Raw genomic sequence first — 18,096 nt, 5'->3', positions numbered from 1 at the left:
AACTGCTGGCCATGACCAACCCGCCGCCCCGGCCGGCAACGACGCTGGCGCTGCTGCTGCTGACCGGTGCCGTCGCGCTGTCCGGCTGCACCGACCGGCAGCCCGCCGACGCCACCGACAGCGCGCCGACACCGGCCGCCACCACGACAACGACCACCACCACGGTTGCCGCGGACCCCGGCGTCGCCACCGACCTGCCCGAGGGCTTTCCCACCGACGTGCCCGTCGTCGCGGGCACCGTGAACGGCAAATCCTTCGACGTTCCGGGCACCACCGGCCAGATGTGGACGCTGACCGTCGGCGATCTGGCCGGGCCCGCCTTCGACAAGGCGCAGCAACTGCTCACCGCCGCCGGTTTCCGGATCGAGAAGCCCGCCGGGCCGGCCGCCGGTTGCGACCAGCAGGCCGCGTTCAGCAAGGACCGGTCGGCCGGTGACGGCGGCTACATCGTCGCGCTGTGCAGTCACGAGTCGCCCAGGAACAGCCGGCTGACCTATTCGGTGAACGTCTACCCGCTGTCGGATTGGGGCACCAACCTGGTCACGCCCAGCGGCATGCCGGCGTTTCCGCCGGCGCCGAATCCGCCCGGCTGAGTCTGACCGGCGGGGTCCGCCCCGGCTGGCGCGCTATCGGTCGGCGCGCGCCGCCCGCACCGAGGCGAACAGCCCGAGCAGCGCCAGCGCCGCGAACGACCCGAACAGCCAGCGGGCCGGCGCCGCGCCGCCGTCGTCGGTCAGGTTGACGATCACCCCGGCCAGGCCCGCCCCGAACGCCCCGCAGATCAGCTGGACGGTGTTGATCGCGGCCGCGGCGGTGGTGCCCTCCGCCGGGTCGTGCACCCCACCCATCACCCACGCCGACAGGTGCGGCCACGCCATCCCGATGCCGACGCCGGTGACCGTCAGGGTCACCACCCAGACCGCGACGCCGAGCAACCCGGTGCCCGGCCGCTGGGTGGCGGCGGTGCCGATCAGTCCGACGGCCATCACCAGCGGGGCCGACGCCACGATCCGGGCCGTGGTGCGGCGCCGGGCGATCGAGGCGCTGACCAGTTCACCGGCCGTCCACCCGGTGGACAGCGCCACCGCAAGGAAGCCGGCGGCCAGCGGCAGCAGCCCGGCCAGCCGCTGACCGAACAGCGGCACGTACATGTCGACCATGGTGACGGTCATCAGCAGGCCGAGGGTGGCGTACATCCATTTCAGCGGACCGGGCCGAAACGCCGTCGCCGGCAGCACCGCGACTGCGGCGCGCCGGTCGACCACCAGGAAGATCGCCACCAGCGCCACCCCGACGGCCAGCAGCGCGACGGTCGCCCAGAGCTGCCGGGGCAGCGCGGCCACGCTCACCGCCAGGGCCGCGGCGCCGAGCAGCAGCAGCGACCAGACCGGGATCCGCCACGGCTCGTCGCGGGTGACCCCGACCCGACCCGGCAGCGCCCGCGGCACCAGCAGGGCCATCGCGGCGGTCAGGATCAGCAGCATCCAGAACGCCCACCGCCACAGCCCGAGCTGGGCGAACAGCCCGCCGGAGGCCGGCCCGATCAGGCTGCCGACGCCCCACATCGCCGACACCAGCGCCGAGGCGCGGGTCCACAGCGACGGCGGCAGCACCGCGTTGATCACCGCGTAGCCCAGCCCGGCCAGCACCCCGCCGCCGGCGCCCTGCACCGCCCGGCCGGCCAGCAGGATTTCCATGTTCGGGGCCAGCGCGCACACCAGGCTGCCCGCCGCGAACACCGCCAGACCGCCGAGGTACGCCCACCGCGGGCCCAGCCGGCGCAGCAGTCCACCGACGGTGGTCGCGGCGGCCACCGAGGCGACCAGGTACACCGAGGTGACCCAGGCGTAGAGCCGCTGCCCGCCGATGTCCGCGACGGTCGAGGGCAGCAGGCTGACGGTGAGGAACTCGTTGGTGGCGTACAGCGCGACCCCGCCGGCCAGCACCGCGCAGGCGCCCAGGTAGGGCCGGGCCAGCAGCTCCCGCCAGCTGCCGGGGCTCATCACGCGCCTGCCAGCCCCAGGAAATCGCGGAGCCAACGATCCACTTCCCGCATCGTTGCCGCATCGACCATGCCGGCGTGGTCGAACAGCCGCTCCCTGGTGATGGTCCGAGGCTGCTCGGTCATCGCCAGGGTCCGCGTCGGCAGGGTCAGCCCGGGCCCGCTGAGCGGAACATGATTGGGCCAGCCGCGGTCGTTCGTCGTCGCGGGCACCACGATCGCCAAGGTATCTGCCTGCTCCAGGTACAGATCGCCGGCAACGACGAGAACGGGCCGGCGACCGGACTGCTCACGCCCGCGCACCGGGTCGAGTTCGGCCCACAGCACGCTCCCGCGTCGGAGCTCACTGGCCATCGCGCACATCATCGGTGGCGACGTCCCAGGCGCGGAACTCATCCCAGTAATCGGAGTCGGCACCGCGGAAGGCCCGGCCGAACGCCTCCATGCGCTGACGACGCTCGAAACCGTCGAGCAATCCCTCGATGAACCGGGCGGCCGAGATCCCCCGCTCCCGGGCATCCCGGTTGATCCGGTCGCGCAGCTCGGCCGGGACCTTGATCGTCGTCATCAGCTCAGGCTACCGATACGTATACGAATCGGTCTACCCGGCTACTGCAGCCCGGCGGCGTCCATCCCGCGCAGTTCCTTCTTCAGGTCGGCGATCTCGTCGCGCAACCGGCCGGCGAGCTCGAACTGCAGGTCGCGGGCGGCGGCCATCATCTGCTCGGTCAGATCCTTGATCAGGTCGGCCAGCTCGGCGCGCGGCATGTTGGCGGTGTCGCGGCCCTCGACGATGCCGGCGCTGACCGCACGGCCCGGCTCCCCCTGAGCGCGCCGACCCCGCGAGGCGTTCCGCCCGGAGCCCCCGACCTCGACGGACTCGGTGTCCTCGGCCTCCCGGTAGACCTGGTCGAGGATGTCGGCGATCTTCTTGCGCAGCGGCTGCGGGTCGATGCCGCGCTCGGTGTTGTAGGCGATCTGCTTGGCCCGCCGGCGCTCGGTCTCGTCGATGGCTTCCCGCATCGAGTCGGTGATCCTGTCGGCGTACATGTGCACCTCGCCGGACACGTTGCGCGCCGCCCGGCCGATGGTCTGGATCAGGCTGCGCGGCGACCGCAGAAAGCCCTCCTTGTCGGCGTCCAGGATCGCCACCAGCGACACCTCGGGCAGGTCGAGGCCCTCGCGCAGCAGGTTGATGCCCACCAGCACGTCGTACTCCCCGAGTCGCAGCTGCCGCAGCAACTCGACGCGGCGCAGGGTGTCCACCTCGGAGTGCAGGTAGCGCACCCGAATGCCCATCTCCAGCAGGTAGTCGGTGAGGTCCTCGGACATCTTCTTGGTCAGCGTGGTGACCAGCACCCGCTCGTCGCGGTCGGTGCGGGCGCGGATCTCGCCGATCAGGTCGTCGATCTGGCCCTTGGTGGGTTTGACCGTCACCTTCGGGTCCAGCAGCCCGGTCGGGCGGATCACCTGTTCGACGAACTCGCCGCCGGACTGGGCCAGCTCGTACGGGCCGGGGGTGGCCGACAGGTACACCGTCTGGCCGACCCGCTGGGAGAACTCCTCCCAGGTCAGCGGCCGGTTGTCGGTCGCCGACGGCAGCCGGAAACCGAACTCGACGAGGTTGCGCTTGCGGGACATGTCGCCCTCGTACATGGCGCCGATCTGCGGGACGGTGACGTGCGATTCGTCGATGACCAGCAGGAAGTCCTCGGGGAAGTAGTCCAGCAGGGTGGCCGGCGCCGAGCCGGCCGGCCGGCCGTCGATGTGCCGGGAGTAGTTCTCGATCCCGGAGCAGAACCCGACCTGGCGCATCATCTCGATGTCGTAGTTGGTGCGCATCCGCAGCCGTTGGGCCTCCAGCAGCTTGCCCCGGTTCTCCAGGTCGGCCAGCCGCTCGGCCAGCTCCTCCTCGATGCCGGACAGCGCCGCCGCCATCCGCTCCGGGCCGGCCACGTAGTGGGTGGCGGGGAAGATCCGCAGTGAATCGACCTGACGGACCACATCGCCGGTCAGCGGGTGCAGGTAGTACAGCGCCTCCACCTCGTCGCCGAAGAACTCGATGCGCACCGCGAGTTCCTCGTACGACGGGATGATCTCGACGGTGTCGCCGCGCACCCGGAACGCGCCGCGGGTGAACGACATGTCGTTGCGGGTGTACTGCACGTCGACGAGCAGCCGCAGCAACTGATCCCGGACCACCTCGTCGCCGACCTTCAGTTCCACCGAGCGGTCCAGGTAGGACTGCGGGGTGCCCAGGCCGTAGATGCAGGACACCGAGGCGACCACGACGACGTCGCGGCGGGACAGCAGGCTGGAGGTCGCCGAGTGCCGCAGTCGCTCGACGTCGTCGTTGATCGAGCTGTCCTTCTCGATGTAGGTGTCGGTCTGGGCGATGTAGGCCTCGGGTTGGTAGTAGTCGTAGTACGAGACGAAGTACTCGACGGCGTTGTTGGGCAGCATCTCCCGCAGCTCGTTGGCCAGCTGGGCGGCCAGCGTCTTGTTGGGCGCCATCACCAGGGTGGGCCGCTGCAACCGTTCGATCAGCCAGGCCGTCGTCGCCGACTTGCCGGTGCCGGTGGCACCGAGCAGCACGATGTCGCGCTCCCCCGCCCGAACCCGGCGTTCCAGATCCGCGATGGCGGTCGGTTGATCACCGGCGGGTTCGTACTCGCTGACCACCTCGAACGCGGCGCCGGACCGGACCACATCGTCGACGGCACGGTACTCCGAATGCGCGACGACGGGGTGTTCCGCTGCGAAGGCCATGGCCTCCAGGGTAGGCGGCGGGCCCGACAGGCACCCCGCGCCGCGCGCCGCACCCGCGCAGCATCGCTGATTCAATTGTTTCAATTACCCGCAGTGCGGCGTAGGCTGGAGCCATGACGTCCGCTGTCGCCCCGCTGGTTCGGGAGGTCCAGGCGCGCGCCGAGCGCGATCCCGGCTTCGCCGAGGTCCTCGAGTTGCTCGTCGACGCCCCCGACGGGCCCGCCGGCACCCTGGAGCGCATCGCCGCGGCGAACCTGAACCGCACCCGTCGCGCCGCGCTGACCGAGGATTTCCGCGACGGCGCGCTGCCCACCCCGGCGGTGCAGGCCCTGCTGGGCCTGCGCACCCCGCAGGCGGTGCACCGGATGCGCACCCGCGGCAGGCTGATCGGAGCGCCGATCGGGAACCAAACCTGGTTTCCGGCTTGGCAATTCGACGAGGACCGGGTCCGCCCGGAGCTGCCGCGGATACTGGATCTGCTGACCGGGTTCACCGCCGATCCGATGGCCGCGGACCGCATCATGCGGATCACCCACGACGAGCTGGGTGGGGTTTCGATCGCCGCGGCGCTGCGCCGCCCGGACCTCGCCGACACCGCCTGGGGCATGTTGGCCGCGCTCGGTGCCTGAGCTTCCGGCCGGATACCGGCGCCCGCCGCCGACCGACCGCCCGCCGGGACTGCGCCGCCGTTCGATCCCCGCCGGGACGCAGTTCTGGCGGGTGGAGGCCGCCGCCTTCCCCGACTGGACCTGGGTCGGGTTCGCCACCCCGCGGTATCGCTTCGACCCCGATTCGGGGGCCTTTCGCACCCGCTATGCCGGGCGCCTGCTGACCGGGGCGTTCCGGGAGCGCTACCGGGGCACCGGCCTGGTGATCCCCGCCGACCACGGCGCCGATCACCTGATCCGGCTCACCACGACCCGGCCGCTGCGGGTGCTGGACCTGCGCACCGAACGCAACCTCGATGCGCTCGAGGTGGACGACCAGATCAGCACCGGCCAGCACCCCGACGTCTGGCACACCTGCCACCTGCTGGCCGACGCCGTCCGGCGCTGGTGGGCCGACCTGGACGCCATCGTCTACCGGTCGCGCACCACCCCGGAGTCCTCGCTGAACCTCGCCGTCTTCGGCTCCGAGGCCTTCGAGGCGGCCTCGTGGCCGCTGGCCGACCGCCCCGACGTGCTGGCCCGGTTGGTGCTGCGGCACGGGTTCACCATCGGCTGGGAGCTGTGAGCCCGGCCGGCTGCGAAAAATGCGTTGCCGCGCCCGGACACCCTGGGTGAGGATGAGAACTCACCCAGAGGAGATGAGCACCATGAAGCTGGCCGAGGCGCTGTCCCTGCGATCGACCACCCTGCGCCGGATCGAGTCGCTGCGTACCCGGGTGAAGGCCAACGCGCGCTACCAGGAGGGTGAGGCGCCGTCCGAGGACGCCGCCGCGCTGCTGGCCGAGGCCCAGGGGCTGATCGACGAGTGGGGGGCGCTGATCCGGCGGATCAATCGGACCAACGCGGCCGCACGGATCGGTTCCGACGGCACCCTGACCGATGCGCTGGCCCGCCGCGACGCGCTGCGCTGGCGCCAGCACCTGCTGACGACGGCCGCCGACGCGGCGGCCGGGGCCGACAAGAACGACTACGCCCGGCAGCTGCGCTCGGAGCTCAAGATGTTCGCCGCGCTGCCGGTGTCGCAGCTGCGGGCGGACGCCGATCGGGTGTCCCGCGACCTGCGGGAACTCGACGTGCGGATCCAGCGAGCCAACTGGGAGGTGGATCTGCTCGACTGATCGGGGTGCAGGTAGTCGCCACGGAGGCGTGCACAAGCCCAGACCGGCGGGCCAAGCCCGGTCACCGCTGGCGCGCGGAGGGCAGCGCGGAAGGTTCGACTCCTTCGGTCACAACGCAGCTCCGCACAGCGCACCGGTGACGACGCATTGCGCATCGTGCATCACCGCGTGCAGATCCGTGGCGGCGAGGGTGGGCACGGGGCACACCCCGATCGATGGGTACCCAGGCGCCGGTCAGCCCGGCGCCTGGGTGCACAGCGTGCCGCGCGCCGCGTTGACGACGGCTTCGCTGGTCGCGTCGACGGCGCCCTGCCTGCCCTGGCCGGTGTAGAGCAGCCGGCAGGCCAGGTACCCCTGGGACAGCAGGGCGTCGTCGTCACCGGCGGCACCCGCGCCGCGGGCGTTGTCGATGTACCGCTGCATCTCCGGGGTGACCGTGGTCGGCCAGGCGCCGGCCACCGCCGCGTTGCCGAACAGCGCCGCACTGCCGAACAGCGCCGCACTGCCGAACAGCACCGAACCGCCCACCAGCGCACCGGCCATCGCCGCGCCCACCTTCGTCATCGTCATGGTGACGACCCTAACGCCGGTCCGCCGGGGTCGCCGACAGAAATTTCGACGCGGCCGGGGCCGCCGCCGCTACGCTGGCGGGATCCACCCACCCAAGCGCGAGATCTTCGACGTCGCCGCCCGGACCAACACCGACAACAAGGGCATCGTCCGGGCGGTGGACCGTTATGCGCGCACCCCGTGGGGCCTGTATCTGGCCCGCCCCACCCCGGGCCGCGCCCAGTTCAATTACCTGCAGTCCTGGCTGCTGCCGACCCTCGGCCTGCGCGCGACGGTGTACGACTGGAATCCCGGGCACCAGCGGGCCCAGGACTTCTACCTCGACGTGGTGGACATCGCGGTGGACGACGATGGGCAGCTCTGGCGGACCGAGGATCACTACCTGGACCTGGTGGTCTACCGCGGGCAGCGCACCGACGTGCTCGACGTCGACGAGTTCCTGGCCGCGCACCGCGACGGCCTGCTGTCGGCGGAGGTCGCCGAGCGGGCGCTGGGCAGCGCGCTGGCGGCGGTCGCCGGGCTGGCCGCCCACGATCACGACCTGAGCCGGTGGCTGGCCGGTAACGAGATGCGGTTGTGGTGGCGATAGGCAACAATGAGACCAGCTAGCTAGTCAACCGGAACCCTCGGCCGGCGAGAGGCAAGAGCACGTGACGTCCCACCCCAGCGCGCGTATCGCGACGGCGGCGCTCTGCGCTGCCCTGACGCTGCTCGGCTCGCCCGCGCTGGCCGCGGCCGACCCGGACCCGGTTGTCCCGGCGCCCGGCGTCCCGACCCCCGCCGGACCCGAGGCCGGACCCGAGGCGGCTCCCGAGGCCACCGACGACGCCGGAATGCCGGTCAATGTCACCTACCGGGCCCGCATCGACGGGCTGTCCCGGCGCGCGCTGATCAAGTTCCGCTCGTCGGACACCGAATTCCAGACCGCCGACCCGACCATGCTGCCGGGCCGCACCTTCGAGGCCCAAACGGTGCTCAGCGATCGCAGCACCGCCGGGATGCGGGTCGAGATCGATCTGCCGTATTCGGCCAACCTGCACTGCGAGATCGAGATCGACGAGCAGTTGGTCGCCCAGGCCGACACCTTCGTCGGGCCCCGGCTGACCCGCCCCAAGGACGACCCGGACTACGGCGCGCTGCTGTGCGGCGCCCCGCTCACCCTGCAGCCCGTGGCGGCACCACCCACCGAGCCGGTACCGGCAACCGGTCCCGTGCCCGCACCGGAGCCCGAACCCGCCCCGGCACCGCCGGTCTAACCGCCGGTCTAACCGCCGGTCCGCAGCCGCAGGTGGGTGGGCCGGCCCGGGTCGGCGGAGGCATACCGGCGCTCGTCCGCGCCGGTCTGCGGCACCCGCGGGTAGCCGGCGCCCAGCAGCGCCTCGGCCAGCTCGTCGGCGGTCTGCACCGAATCGACGGTGATCTCAATGTCGATGATGTCGCGGGCGCCGGCGCCCGCGACCGCGGTCGGCCCGACATGGGCAATGCGCCGCGCACGATGCCCGCACGCCGTCTGCAGCCGCGCGATGATCCGGCCGGCGGCCGCCGGCCAGGCCGGGTCGTAGTCGACGACGACCGTCGGATCCGGGGTGGGCCGGTGCCGCCCGAGGTTGTCGGCGAACACCGCGATCCGCTGATGCCACAGCACCCGGGCGGCCTCGACGAGCGCCGCGGGGCTGCCGGAGTTGTCCAGCCACACGTCGGCGACGGCGCGGCGCTGCTGCTCGGTGGCCTGCGCGGCGATCCGGGCGCGGGCGTCGTCCTCGGTGAAGCCGCGGTGCTCGATCAGCCGCCCGACCCGGGTCTCGACGTCGGCGTTGACGACGATGACCAACGGAAACAGCGGTGCCATCCCGGATTCGACCAGCAGCGGAATGTCTTCGACGATGACCGCGTCGGAGCCGGCGGCCTCGATCAGCTCGGCGCGGCGCCGCCCCACCAGCGGGTGCACGATCCCGTTGAGGGTGGCCCGCTTGGCGTCGTCGCTGAAGGCGATGGCGGCCAGGGCCGGCCGGTTCAGTGCGCCGTCGGGCTGCAGGATGTCGCGGCCGAACGCCTCGACGAGGCCGGCCAGTCCCTCGGTTCCGGGTTCGACGACCTCCCGGGCGATCACGTCACCGTCGACGACGACGGCACCGAACTCGGCGAAGGTCGAGGACACGGTGGACTTGCCGGCGCCTATTCCGCCGGTTAAACCGATTCGCAGCATCCGGACAGTCTTGCAGGCGGCCCCCGGAAAGCCAGAACTCCCCGGCCCTTTCGGACCGGGGAGTTCGTGGCTTACCAGGTGGACAGCCGGTTAGGCGTTGCCCGCCAGCTTCTCCCGCAGCGCGGCCAGCTGCGCGTCGCTGGCCAGCGATCCGCCCGCGGGCTCGCCGCCGCCGGAGCTGCTCGAGGTCGGCCGGGCGGCCTCCTCGGCCTCGGCCGCGGCGAACTTCTCCATCTGCGCGGTGTGCATCTTGTGGCGACGCTCGGCCTCGGCGTAGCGGGCCTCCCACTCGGTGCGCTGGGTGTCGAAGCCCTCGAGCCATTCGTTGGTCTCGGCGTCGAAGCCCTCCGGGAAGATGTAGTTGCCCGCGTCGTCGTAGCTGTCGGCCATGCCGTACTTCGACGGGTCGAACTCCTCGGTGTAGTCCTCGTTGGCCTGCTTGAGGCTCAGCGAGATCCGGCGGCGATCCAGGTCGATGTCGATGACCTTGACCATCGCGTCGTCGCCGACGGCAACCACCTGGTCCGGGACCTCCACGTGGCGCTCGGCCAGCTCGGAGATGTGCACCAGGCCCTCGATGCCCTCCTCGACGCGGACGAACGCGCCGAACGGCACCAGCTTGGTGACCTTGCCCGGAACGATCTGGCCGATCGCGTGGGTGCGGGCGAAGTGCCGCCACGGATCTTCCTGAGTCGCCTTGAGCGACAGCGAAACCCGCTCGCGGTCCATGTCCACGTCGAGCACCTCGACGGTGACCTCGTCGCCGACGGCGACGACCTCGGACGGGTGGTCGATGTGCTTCCAGGACAGCTCGGAGACGTGCACCAGGCCGTCGACGCCGCCGAGATCGACGAACGCGCCGAAGTTGACGATCGAGGAGACCACACCCTTGCGGATGGCGCCCTTGGTGAGCTGGTTGAGGAACTCGCTGCGCACCTCGGACTGGGTCTGCTCCAGCCAGGCGCGGCGGGACAGCACCACGTTGTTGCGGTTCTTGTCGAGCTCGATGATCTTGGCCTCGATCTCCTTGCCGATGTACGGCTGCAGATCGCGGACCCGACGCATCTCGACCAGGGACGCGGGCAGGAAGCCGCGCAGGCCGATGTCGAGGATCAGGCCGCCCTTGACGACCTCGATGACGGTGCCCTTGACGGCCTCGTCCTTTTCCTTGAGCTCTTCGATGGTGCCCCAGGCCCGCTCGTACTGAGCGCGCTTCTTGGACAGGATCAGGCGGCCTTCCTTGTCCTCCTTGGTGAGGACCAGGGCTTCCACCTCGTCACCGACGGACACCACCTCGTGGGGGTCGACGTCGTGCTTGATGGACAGCTCACGGGAAGGAATGACGCCTTCGGTCTTGTAACCGATGTCGAGCAGGACCTCGTCACGGTCAACCTTGACGATGGTGCCCTCAACGATGTCGCCATCGTTGAAGTACTTGATGGTCTTGTCGATGGCGGCGAGAAAGTCCTCGGCCGAGCCGATGTCGTTGACGGCTACTTGCGGCGAGGTGACGGAGGGGCTTGGCATGTGGTGGGTTGCTCCGGACAGGTCTAATCGAAGGGACGGGTGAGTTTCATTGGCGCCCACGCGTGCCAGAGCACGCGCAGGTACCTCCTGAGGGTACTCGAGGTGTCACACGCTGGACAAACCCGGTCCCCGGCGGCCCAGCGAATCGGAGACCAGTCCGCCGGGCATCACCCACTGCTCGGGCCGGCGCTCGATGAACTCCCCCATCGCGTCGGCGATCTGCTGGGACAGCACCTGCACCGCGGCGTCCTGGGATACCGGGATCACCGCACCGAGCACCGGGTCGCGGCGGTGACGCTGACGCCCCGGGTGCGGTCGACGACGACGAGCTCCAGGCCGGCCTTGCGGGCGCCGCGGTCCATCACCCACTGCATCGGGCCGGGCTGCCGGTTCGCCACGATCGTGGTCGGGAACCCGTTGAGCGCCAGCACCACCGGCAGCGACGCGTAGGAGCCCAGGTGCGGGAAGACCACCACCGCGCCGCGGCCCGCGCCGGCCTCCAGTGCCTTGACCAGCGGCGACGGGTCGGCGATCCGGAACCGGCGGAGCGCCGCGGCCCGCGACGCGGTCAGGAACCACAGCGCGTCGTTGGCGTTGCGCACCAGGGCCCGGTACATCGCCCGCACCGGGCGCCATTTGCGCGACGAGTGCTGCGCGGTCGGGTCGACGTTGTCGCGGAAGTCCTGCAGCACCCGGGCGTGCAGCGGGTGCCCCTTCCAGTAGGCCAGCCGGGCCATCAGCACCGCGAACAGGTCGGTGAGCCGGGCCGGCACCAGCTGGTACAGCGACGAGACCAGCAGCACCATGTTCCGCAGCAGCAGCGGCACCCGGGCCGGCCGATCGGTGTCACTCACCGGTCCAGGGTAGGGCGCGGCTCAGCCCTTGAAGTACACCAACTGGTCGCTGGTCGCCAGCAGCACGCCGTCGCGGCTCCACAGCGTCGCGGTCTGGTCGAAGAAGCCGCGGGAGAACCGCCGGGCCGCCGCCGTGGCCAGCAGGAAGTCCCCGCCGACGGCGGCCAGCTCGGCGCCGCCGGCGTGGAAGTAGGTGGTCAGGGTGATCGTGCCGGCGGGGATCAGCCGCCCGGTGCGCAGGTAGATGCGCGGGTAGAAGATGTCCGACAGGGCGGCCAGTCCGGCGTAGTCCAGCGCGCGCCCGGCCGCGTCGCGCACCCAGAGCGTGCTGGTCGAGGACGCCGCCTGCTGCCCTTCGACCTCCGGCAGCTCGCCGGCCACCATCCGCATGTCATAGCGCGACAGCCAGGTCGGAAAGCCGGTGCCGCGCGGCTGGACGGTCTCCGGCGCGGGTGCCGGCGGCGGCCCGGCCTCGGTGTCACCCCAGGTGTCGCGGTGGCTGCCGAAGATGGCGGTGGCGGTGGTCTTGGGCTCACCGTCTTGGCTCAGCTCGACGATCCAGTGCTGGTTGGTCCGGTTGGTCCGCACCGGGTTCAGGCTCAGCTGGTAGGGGCCGTCGGCGATCGGGGCCAGGTAGTTGACGGTCAGTGCCAGCGGGTCCCCGAGCCGGTCCGGGTGCTGCTCGATGGCCCGCAGCAGCACGGCGGCGGTGATCCCGCCGAACGGCCCGACCATGTTCGCCCAGGCCGGGTGGGTGTGCCCGGTCACCCGGTGCGGGGAATCGGTTCCGGTCAGCTGCAGCGCCTCGGTGAAGACGTCGTCGGTGTCGGCCATACCCCTCAGTGTGACCGAGCCCCCCGGCGTGCCCGATGATGGCCACCGTGGCCGAGCCCCCGTCCCGACGCGCCGAGGCACTGGCCGGCCTGCGGGTGTCACTGGCGGCCGGTCTCGGACTGTTCCCGATCGGCGTCGCCTTCGGCCTGCTGGTCGCCCAGGCCGGGCTGCCGTGGTGGCTGGCCCCGGCGCTGTCGGTGGCGGTGTTCGCCGGGTCGATGGAGCTGCTGCTGGTCAGCCTGGTCAGCGCGGGCACCTCGCTGGTGGCGATCGCGCTGGCCACCTTCCTGGTGAACTTTCGGCACGTCTTCTACGCGTTCTCCTTCCCGCTGCCGGTGGTGCGCAACCCGGCGGCCCGGCTGTACTCGGTGTACGCGCTGATCGACGAGGCCTACGCGATCACCGCGGTAAATCCGCGCGGCTGGACCGCGCCGCGGCTGCTGGCCATGCAGGCCGCGCTGCAGTGCTACTGGGTCGGCGGCGGGCTGGCCGGCGTGCTGGCCGGGGCGCTGCTGCCCGGCCGGATCGAGGGTCTGGACTTCGCGCTGTGCGCGCTGTTCGTCACCCTGACCCTGGACGCCTGCCGCGGCCGGCGGCAGCTGCCGTCGCTGCTGCTGGCCGGGTTGTCGTTCAGCACCGCGCTGCTGCTGGTGCCGGACTCCGCGCTGTTCGCCGGGCTGCTCGGCTTCGTCGGCGCGCTGGTGCTGCGGTACCTGTTCACCCGGGGCCGCGGCGCGGCGGAGCCCGCCGATGCCTGACACCGGCTATCTGCTCGCCGTGCTGGCGATCGGCTTCGGCATCACCTTCGCGCTGCGAGCCGTGCCGTTTCTGATCCTCAAACCACTGCGCGGCTCGCGGTTTGTCGCGGCCATGGTGGCGTGGATGCCGGCCGGCCTGCTGGCGATCCTGGCGGCCGCGACGTTCGTCGGCAGCGCCTCCGGCGACCCGGGGAACCCGGGGAAGGCACTGGTGGCGGTGGCCGTCACGGTGGCCGTGCACCTGGGCCTGGGCCGGCGCACCCTGCTCAGCGTCGGGCTGGGCACGCTGGCCTACGTGGCGCTGGTCAACCTGGCCTGACCCGCTCGGCATTCGGTGCTCAGTGCGCGGCGGCGTCCCAGGACCGGCCGTAGCCCACCGACACCTCCAGCGGAACGTCGAGCGGATAGGCGCCGCCCATCTTGTCCCGGACCAGTGCCGCCACGGTGTCCCGCTCGCCGTCGGCGATCTCCAGCACCAGCTCGTCGTGCACCTGCAGCAGCATCCGGGAGGTCAGGCCGGCCGACCGCAGCCCGCGGTCCACCTCGATCATCGCCACCTTGATCAGGTCGGCGGCGCTGCCCTGGATCGGGGCGTTGAGCGCCGCTCGCTCGGCGGCCTCGCGGACCTGCCGGTTGCTGCTGTTGAGTTCCGGCAGGTAGCGCCGCCGGCCCAGCACGGTCGAGGTGTAGCCGTCCTTGCGGGCCTGCTCGACGACGGCCTGCAGGTAGTCGCGCACGCCGCCGAACCGGGCGAAGTACGCCTCCATCTGCTCCTTGGCCTCCTCGGTGGAGATCTTCAGCTGGGCGGCCAGACCGTAGGCGCTCAGCCCGTAGGCCAGCCCGTAGGACATCGCCTTGACCCGGCGGCGCAGCTCGGGGGTGACCTCGTCGATCGGCACCCCGAAGGCCCGCGATCCGACGAAGGAGTGCAGGTCCTCGCCGGTGTTGAACGCCTCGATCAGGCCGGCGTCACCGGACAGGTGCGCCATGATCCGCATCTCGATCTGGCTGTAGTCCGCGGTCATCAGCTCGGCGTAGCCGTCGCCGACCACGAACGCGTCGCGGATCTGGCGGCCCGCGTCGGTGCGGACCGGGATGTTCTGCAGGTTCGGGTCGGTGGAGGACAGCCGGCCGGTGGCCGCGATGGTCTGGTTGAAGGTGGTGTGGATGCGGTCGTCGGCGGCCACCGCGTTGAGCAGCCCGTCCACCGTGACCTTGAGCCGGGTGACGTCGCGGTGGGTGAGCAGGTGCTGCAGGAAGGGATGCCCGGTCTTGTCCAGCAGCGCGGCCAGCGCGTCGGCGTCGGTGGTGTAGCCGGTCTTGGTCTTCTTGGTCTTGGGCATCTCCAGCTCGTCGAACAGCACCACCTGCAGCTGCTTGGGCGATCCGAGGTTGATCTGCTTGCCGATCACCGCGTAGGCGGCCTCGGCGGCGTCGCGGATCTCGTCGGCGAACCGGGACTGCAGCCCGGACAGCCGGTCCAGGTCCACCGCGATGCCGACGGCCTCCATCTCGGCCAGCGCGGTCTGCACCGGCAGTTCCATCTCGGTGAGCAGGTTGGACTCGTCGATCTTGGCCAGCTCGGTGTCCAGCGCGTCGGCCAGGTCGACGACGGCGCGGGCCCGCAGCATCAGGGTCGCCGCGGCCTGCTCGTCGGCGCCGTCGGTGTCGTCGAGCAGCGAGAGCTGCTGCTGCCCGGGATCCTCGGCGCGCAGTTCGCGGCCCAGGTAGCGCACCGACAGGTCGTCGAGGGCGAAGCTGCGCTGGCCGGGACGCACCAGGTAGGCGGCCAGCGCGGTGTCGGAGGTGACGCCGTCGAGCCGCCAGCCGCGGCCGGCCAGGTCGTGGCGGGCCAGCTTGGCCTCGTGCAGCGCCTTGGGCTGGTCGGCCGCCGCCAGCCAGCGGCCCAGCGCGGCGTCGTCGTCGGGGGTGAGCAGCGCGGTGTCCAGGTAGCACGCGTCACCGCCGGAGGTGGCGATCGCCAGCGCGGTGGCGTCGGCGTCGAAGGTGCGGTGCGTGCCGGTCACCGCCAGCCCGGTACGGGTGCCGTCGGCGGCTTGGGCGGCCAGCCAGTCGGCGACGCCGCCGGGCTCCAGCGCCGCGCCGCGCAGCTCGAAGCCCTCCTCGGCCTCCGGCTGGGCGGTCGAGAGGGTGTCGAACAGCCGGTCGCGCAGCACCCGGAACTCCAGGTCGTCGAACAGCCGGTGGATCTGGTCGCGGTCCCACGGCCGGATCGCCAGGGTGTCCGGGGTCTGGGCCAGCGGCACATCCTTGACCAGCTCGGTCAGTTCCCGGTTGAGCACCACCGCGGGCAGGTTGGCGCGCAGCGACTCGCCGACCTTGCCGCGCACGGTGTCGGCCTGGTCGATCAGCTGCTGCAGCGAGCCGTACTCGGTGATCCACTTGGTGGCGGTCTTCTCCCCGACCCCCGGGATGCCGGGCAGGTTGTCACTCGGGTCGCCGCGCAGCGCGGCGAAGTCCGGGTACTGCGCCGGGGTCAGCCCGTACTTGGCCGCCACCGCCTCGGGGGTGAACCGGGTCAGCTCACTGACCCCCTTGATCGGGTACAGCACGGTCACGTCGTCGCTGACCAGCTGCAGCGCGTCCCGGTCGCCGGTGACGATCAGCACCCGGTGGCCGGCGGCGCGGGCCTGGGTGGCCAGCGTGGCGATGATGTCGTCGGCCTCGTAGCCGGGTTCGGCCAGCACCGTGATGCCCAGCGCCTCGAGCACCTCCTTGGTGATGTCGATCTGGCCGCGGAACTCGTCGGGGGTGGCCGAGCGGCCCTCCTTGTACTCCGGGTAGCGCTCCTTGCGGAAGGTCTGCCGGGACACGTCGAAGGCGGCGGCGACGTGGTCGGGTTTCTCGTCGCGCAGCAGGTTGATCAGCATGGCGGTGAAGCCGTAGACGGCGTTGGTGGTCAGGCCGCCGCGGGTCCGGAAGTTCTCCGCGGGCAGCGCGTAGAAGGCCCGGAAGGCCAGCGAGTTGCCGTCCAGCAGCAGCAGGGTGGACCGGTCGGCGTCGGGTGCTGGGCTCACAGCCATCAACCTTAGGCATCGGCGCGGACACCCGGCGCGAAGGGCACCCGAGCGCGGAACTGGAACACGTTTCAGTTTCGTCCCGGCGTCGGGCTAGGCTGTTCCACGTGCCAGGAGCAACCGATCCGCAGAGCCTGCCGGCGATCGAGGGGTGGTGGGCGTTCGACGACGCCGGAAACCCCCACCTGACCGGCGGCAAATGCGCCGCCTGCGGGACCTATGTCTTCCCGCCGCGGGCCAACAACTGCCCCAACCCGGCGTGCGACTCCGACGTGCTGGAGCTCGTCGCGCTGTCGCAGCGCGGCACGGTGTGGAGCTACACCGAGAACCGCTATCCGCCGCCGGCCCCGTATCCGGCGCCCGAGGACTTCCAGCCGTTCGCCATCGCCGCGGTCGAACTGGCCGCCGAGGGCCTGATCGTGCTGGCCAAGGTCGCCGAGGGCACCCTGGCCGCCGACCTGCGGGTCGGCATGGAGCTCGAGCTGGGGCTGGAGCGGTTGTACACCGACGAGGCCGGGTTCGAGCGGCTGACCTACGTGTGGAGGATCCCGGCATGACCGAACCGCTGTACATCCTCGGCGCGGGCATGCACCCGTGGGGCAAGTGGGGCCGGGACTTCACCGAGTACGGGGTGATCGCCGCCCGCGCCGCGCTGGCCGATGCCGGCCTGAACGCACAGCAGATCCAGTTCATCGCCGGCGCGGACACCATCCGCAACGGCTACCCGGGCTTCATCGCCGGTTCGACGTTCGCCCAGAAGCTGGGCTGGAACGGGGTTCCGGTGTCGTCCTCGTACGCGGCCTGCGCCTCGGGTTCGCAGGCGCTGCAGAGCGCCCGGGCCCAGATCCTGGCCGGGTTCTGCGACGTGGCGCTGGTGATCGGCGCCGACACCACCCCCAAGGGCGCGTTCGCCCCGGTCGGCGGTGAGCGTAAGAACGACCCGGACTGGCAGCGGTTCCACCTGATCGGGGCGATGAACCCGGTGTACTTCGCGCTGCTGGCCCGGCGCCGGATGGATCTGTACGGCGCCACCTCCGAGGACTTCGCCCAGGTGAAGGTGAAGAACTCCCGGCACGGGCTGAGCAACCCAAATGCCCGCTACCGCAGGGAATCCGCGGTCGCCGACGTGCTGGCCAGCCCGGTGGTCTCCGACCCGCTGCGCCAGCTGGACATCTGCGCCACCTCCGATGGCGCGGCCGCGCTGATCGTGGCCAGCGCCGACTTCGCGGCCAAGCACCTGGGCTCCCTGGCCGGGGTGCCGTCGGTGCGCGCGGTGTCGACGGTGACCCCGCGCTACCCGCAGCACCTGCCCGAGCTGCCCGACATCGCCACCGATTCCACCGCGGCGGTGCCGGCCGGCGACCGGGTGTTCAAGGACCAGATCCTCGACGCCGCCTACGCCGAGGCCGGCATCGGCCCGGAGGACGTCAGCTGCGCCGAGGTCTACGACCTGTCCACCGCGCTGGAGATCGACTGGTACGAGCACCTGGGCCTGTGCGCCAAGGGCGAGGGCGAGCAGCTGCTGCGCAGCGGCGCGACCACGCTCGGCGGCCGGGTTCCGGTCAACCCGTCGGGCGGGCTGGCCTGCTTCGGTGAGGCCATCCCGGCCCAGGCGATCGCCCAGGTCTGCGAGTTGACCTGGCAGCTGCGCGGCCAGGCCACCGGCCGCCAGGTCGAGGGCGCGACCGTCGGGATCACCGCCAACCAGGGCCTGTTCGGCCACGGCTCGTCGGTCATCGTCGCCCGCTGACG

General features: G+C 71.5%; 20 protein-coding genes and 1 pseudogene. 10 read left to right on the top strand and 11 right to left on the bottom strand.

All coding sequences use genetic code 11. The features are described from left to right. Positions 1-11: 11 nt before the first annotated feature. Entirely contained in the window at positions 12-593 is a 582-nt protein-coding gene (locus G6N10_RS04020) for a hypothetical protein (RefSeq protein ID WP_133055143.1), read from the top strand. Between the two features lie 33 nt (positions 594-626). Here G6N10_RS04020 and G6N10_RS04015 read toward each other — a convergent pair whose 3' ends face one another. The 4 genes from G6N10_RS04015 to uvrB are packed head-to-tail and all read right to left on the bottom strand — an operon-like array spanning position 627 to position 4,771. After that, positions 627-2,003 carry an MFS transporter gene (locus G6N10_RS04015; protein WP_085096523.1) on the bottom strand — a complete coding sequence of 459 codons (1,377 nt, stop codon included), beginning with the start codon at positions 2,001-2,003 and terminating at the stop codon, positions 627-629. Beyond that, positions 2,003-2,356: a type II toxin-antitoxin system PemK/MazF family toxin gene (locus G6N10_RS04010; protein ID WP_085096591.1), complete on the bottom strand. Its 354-nt coding sequence runs from the start codon at positions 2,354-2,356 to the stop codon at positions 2,003-2,005. The genes G6N10_RS04015 and G6N10_RS04010 overlap by 1 nt, the downstream gene beginning before the upstream one ends. After that, positions 2,346-2,570, bottom strand: a complete 225-nt coding sequence (locus G6N10_RS04005) for a toxin-antitoxin system protein (RefSeq protein WP_165757671.1) — start codon at positions 2,568-2,570, stop codon at positions 2,346-2,348. Before G6N10_RS04005 ends, G6N10_RS04010 begins: the two co-directional genes overlap by 11 nt. Before the next feature lie 41 nt (positions 2,571-2,611). Further along, positions 2,612-4,771, bottom strand: coding sequence for an excinuclease ABC subunit UvrB (gene uvrB, locus G6N10_RS04000; RefSeq protein ID WP_085096529.1), 2,160 nt, complete (start codon positions 4,769-4,771; stop codon positions 2,612-2,614). A 113-nt stretch (positions 4,772-4,884) separates the two neighbouring features. On the opposite strand from uvrB, the gene G6N10_RS03995 reads away from it, so the two are divergent. The 3 genes from G6N10_RS03995 to G6N10_RS03985 all read left to right on the top strand — a co-directional run bounded on the left by G6N10_RS03995 (position 4,885) and on the right by G6N10_RS03985 (position 6,557). Continuing rightward, positions 4,885-5,400, top strand: a complete 516-nt coding sequence (locus G6N10_RS03995) for a hypothetical protein (protein ID WP_085096532.1) — start codon at positions 4,885-4,887, stop codon at positions 5,398-5,400. After that, positions 5,393-6,004 carry an RES domain-containing protein gene (locus tag G6N10_RS03990; protein WP_085096535.1) on the top strand — a complete coding sequence of 204 codons (612 nt, stop codon included), beginning with the start codon at positions 5,393-5,395 and terminating at the stop codon, positions 6,002-6,004. Before G6N10_RS03995 ends, G6N10_RS03990 begins: the two co-directional genes overlap by 8 nt. An 82-nt stretch (positions 6,005-6,086) precedes the next feature. Beyond that, complete coding sequence (locus G6N10_RS03985) at positions 6,087-6,557, top strand: DIP1984 family protein (protein ID WP_085096594.1); 471 nt, start codon at positions 6,087-6,089, stop codon at positions 6,555-6,557. Between the two features lie 234 nt (positions 6,558-6,791). Here G6N10_RS03985 and G6N10_RS03980 read toward each other — a convergent pair whose 3' ends face one another. Further along, complete coding sequence (locus tag G6N10_RS03980) at positions 6,792-7,127, bottom strand: DUF732 domain-containing protein (RefSeq protein ID WP_234810569.1); 336 nt, start codon at positions 7,125-7,127, stop codon at positions 6,792-6,794. A gap of 82 nt (positions 7,128-7,209) precedes the next feature. On the opposite strand from G6N10_RS03980, the gene G6N10_RS03975 reads away from it, so the two are divergent. Beyond that, positions 7,210-7,716, top strand: a complete 507-nt coding sequence (locus G6N10_RS03975) for a ribonuclease FAU-1 family protein (RefSeq protein ID WP_179962871.1) — start codon at positions 7,210-7,212, stop codon at positions 7,714-7,716. Between the two features lie 61 nt (positions 7,717-7,777). Then, positions 7,778-8,383, top strand: coding sequence for a hypothetical protein (locus G6N10_RS03970; RefSeq protein ID WP_179962812.1), 606 nt, complete (start codon positions 7,778-7,780; stop codon positions 8,381-8,383). Between the two features lie 11 nt (positions 8,384-8,394). Here G6N10_RS03970 and coaE read toward each other — a convergent pair. From coaE to G6N10_RS03945, 5 genes and pseudogenes are all read right to left on the bottom strand, one after another. Continuing rightward, positions 8,395-9,333 (bottom strand): annotated as a pseudogene (coaE, locus tag G6N10_RS03965) (dephospho-CoA kinase); the annotation flags it as partial. A 90-nt stretch (positions 9,334-9,423) separates the two neighbouring features. After that, positions 9,424-10,860 carry a 30S ribosomal protein S1 gene (gene rpsA / locus G6N10_RS03960; protein WP_085096544.1) on the bottom strand — a complete coding sequence of 479 codons (1,437 nt, stop codon included), beginning with the start codon at positions 10,858-10,860 and terminating at the stop codon, positions 9,424-9,426. 105 nt (positions 10,861-10,965) lie between these two features. Beyond that, positions 10,966-11,127 carry a hypothetical protein gene (locus tag G6N10_RS03955; protein ID WP_163742202.1) on the bottom strand — a complete coding sequence of 54 codons (162 nt, stop codon included), beginning with the start codon at positions 11,125-11,127 and terminating at the stop codon, positions 10,966-10,968. Next, positions 11,124-11,714, bottom strand: coding sequence for a hypothetical protein (locus G6N10_RS03950; protein ID WP_133055144.1), 591 nt, complete (start codon positions 11,712-11,714; stop codon positions 11,124-11,126). Before G6N10_RS03950 ends, G6N10_RS03955 begins: the two co-directional genes overlap by 4 nt. Before the next feature lie 21 nt (positions 11,715-11,735). Then, positions 11,736-12,548: a thioesterase family protein gene (locus G6N10_RS03945; protein ID WP_085096550.1), complete on the bottom strand. Its 813-nt coding sequence runs from the start codon at positions 12,546-12,548 to the stop codon at positions 11,736-11,738. Between the two features lie 38 nt (positions 12,549-12,586). On the opposite strand from G6N10_RS03945, the gene G6N10_RS03940 reads away from it, so the two are divergent. Together G6N10_RS03940 and G6N10_RS03935 are read left to right on the top strand one after the other, a co-directional pair. Continuing rightward, on the top strand, positions 12,587-13,306 hold the full coding sequence (locus G6N10_RS03940; protein ID WP_263993567.1) for an AzlC family ABC transporter permease: 720 nt from the start codon (positions 12,587-12,589) through the stop codon (positions 13,304-13,306). Further along, positions 13,299-13,625, top strand: coding sequence for an AzlD domain-containing protein (locus G6N10_RS03935; protein WP_085096556.1), 327 nt, complete (start codon positions 13,299-13,301; stop codon positions 13,623-13,625). Before G6N10_RS03940 ends, G6N10_RS03935 begins: the two co-directional genes overlap by 8 nt. A gap of 19 nt (positions 13,626-13,644) precedes the next feature. Here the strand turns inward: G6N10_RS03935 and polA are convergent, their stop codons facing one another. Then, entirely contained in the window at positions 13,645-16,350 is a 2,706-nt protein-coding gene (gene polA / locus G6N10_RS03930; RefSeq protein WP_085096559.1) for a DNA polymerase I, read from the bottom strand. A 101-nt stretch (positions 16,351-16,451) separates the two neighbouring features. Here polA and G6N10_RS03925 point away from each other — a divergent pair, with 101 nt between their 5' ends. Together G6N10_RS03925 and G6N10_RS03920 are read left to right on the top strand one after the other, a co-directional pair. Continuing rightward, positions 16,452-16,901 carry a Zn-ribbon domain-containing OB-fold protein gene (locus tag G6N10_RS03925; protein WP_085096562.1) on the top strand — a complete coding sequence of 150 codons (450 nt, stop codon included), beginning with the start codon at positions 16,452-16,454 and terminating at the stop codon, positions 16,899-16,901. Then, positions 16,898-18,094 carry a lipid-transfer protein gene (locus G6N10_RS03920; protein ID WP_085096604.1) on the top strand — a complete coding sequence of 399 codons (1,197 nt, stop codon included), beginning with the start codon at positions 16,898-16,900 and terminating at the stop codon, positions 18,092-18,094. The genes G6N10_RS03925 and G6N10_RS03920 overlap by 4 nt, the downstream gene beginning before the upstream one ends. Positions 18,095-18,096: the final 2 nt, after the last annotated feature.

Source organism: Mycolicibacterium fallax, from assembly GCF_010726955.1.
Classification (GTDB): Bacteria; Actinomycetota; Actinomycetes; order Mycobacteriales; family Mycobacteriaceae; genus Mycobacterium; species Mycobacterium fallax.
This window is presented reverse-complemented; position numbering and strand designations above follow the sequence as displayed.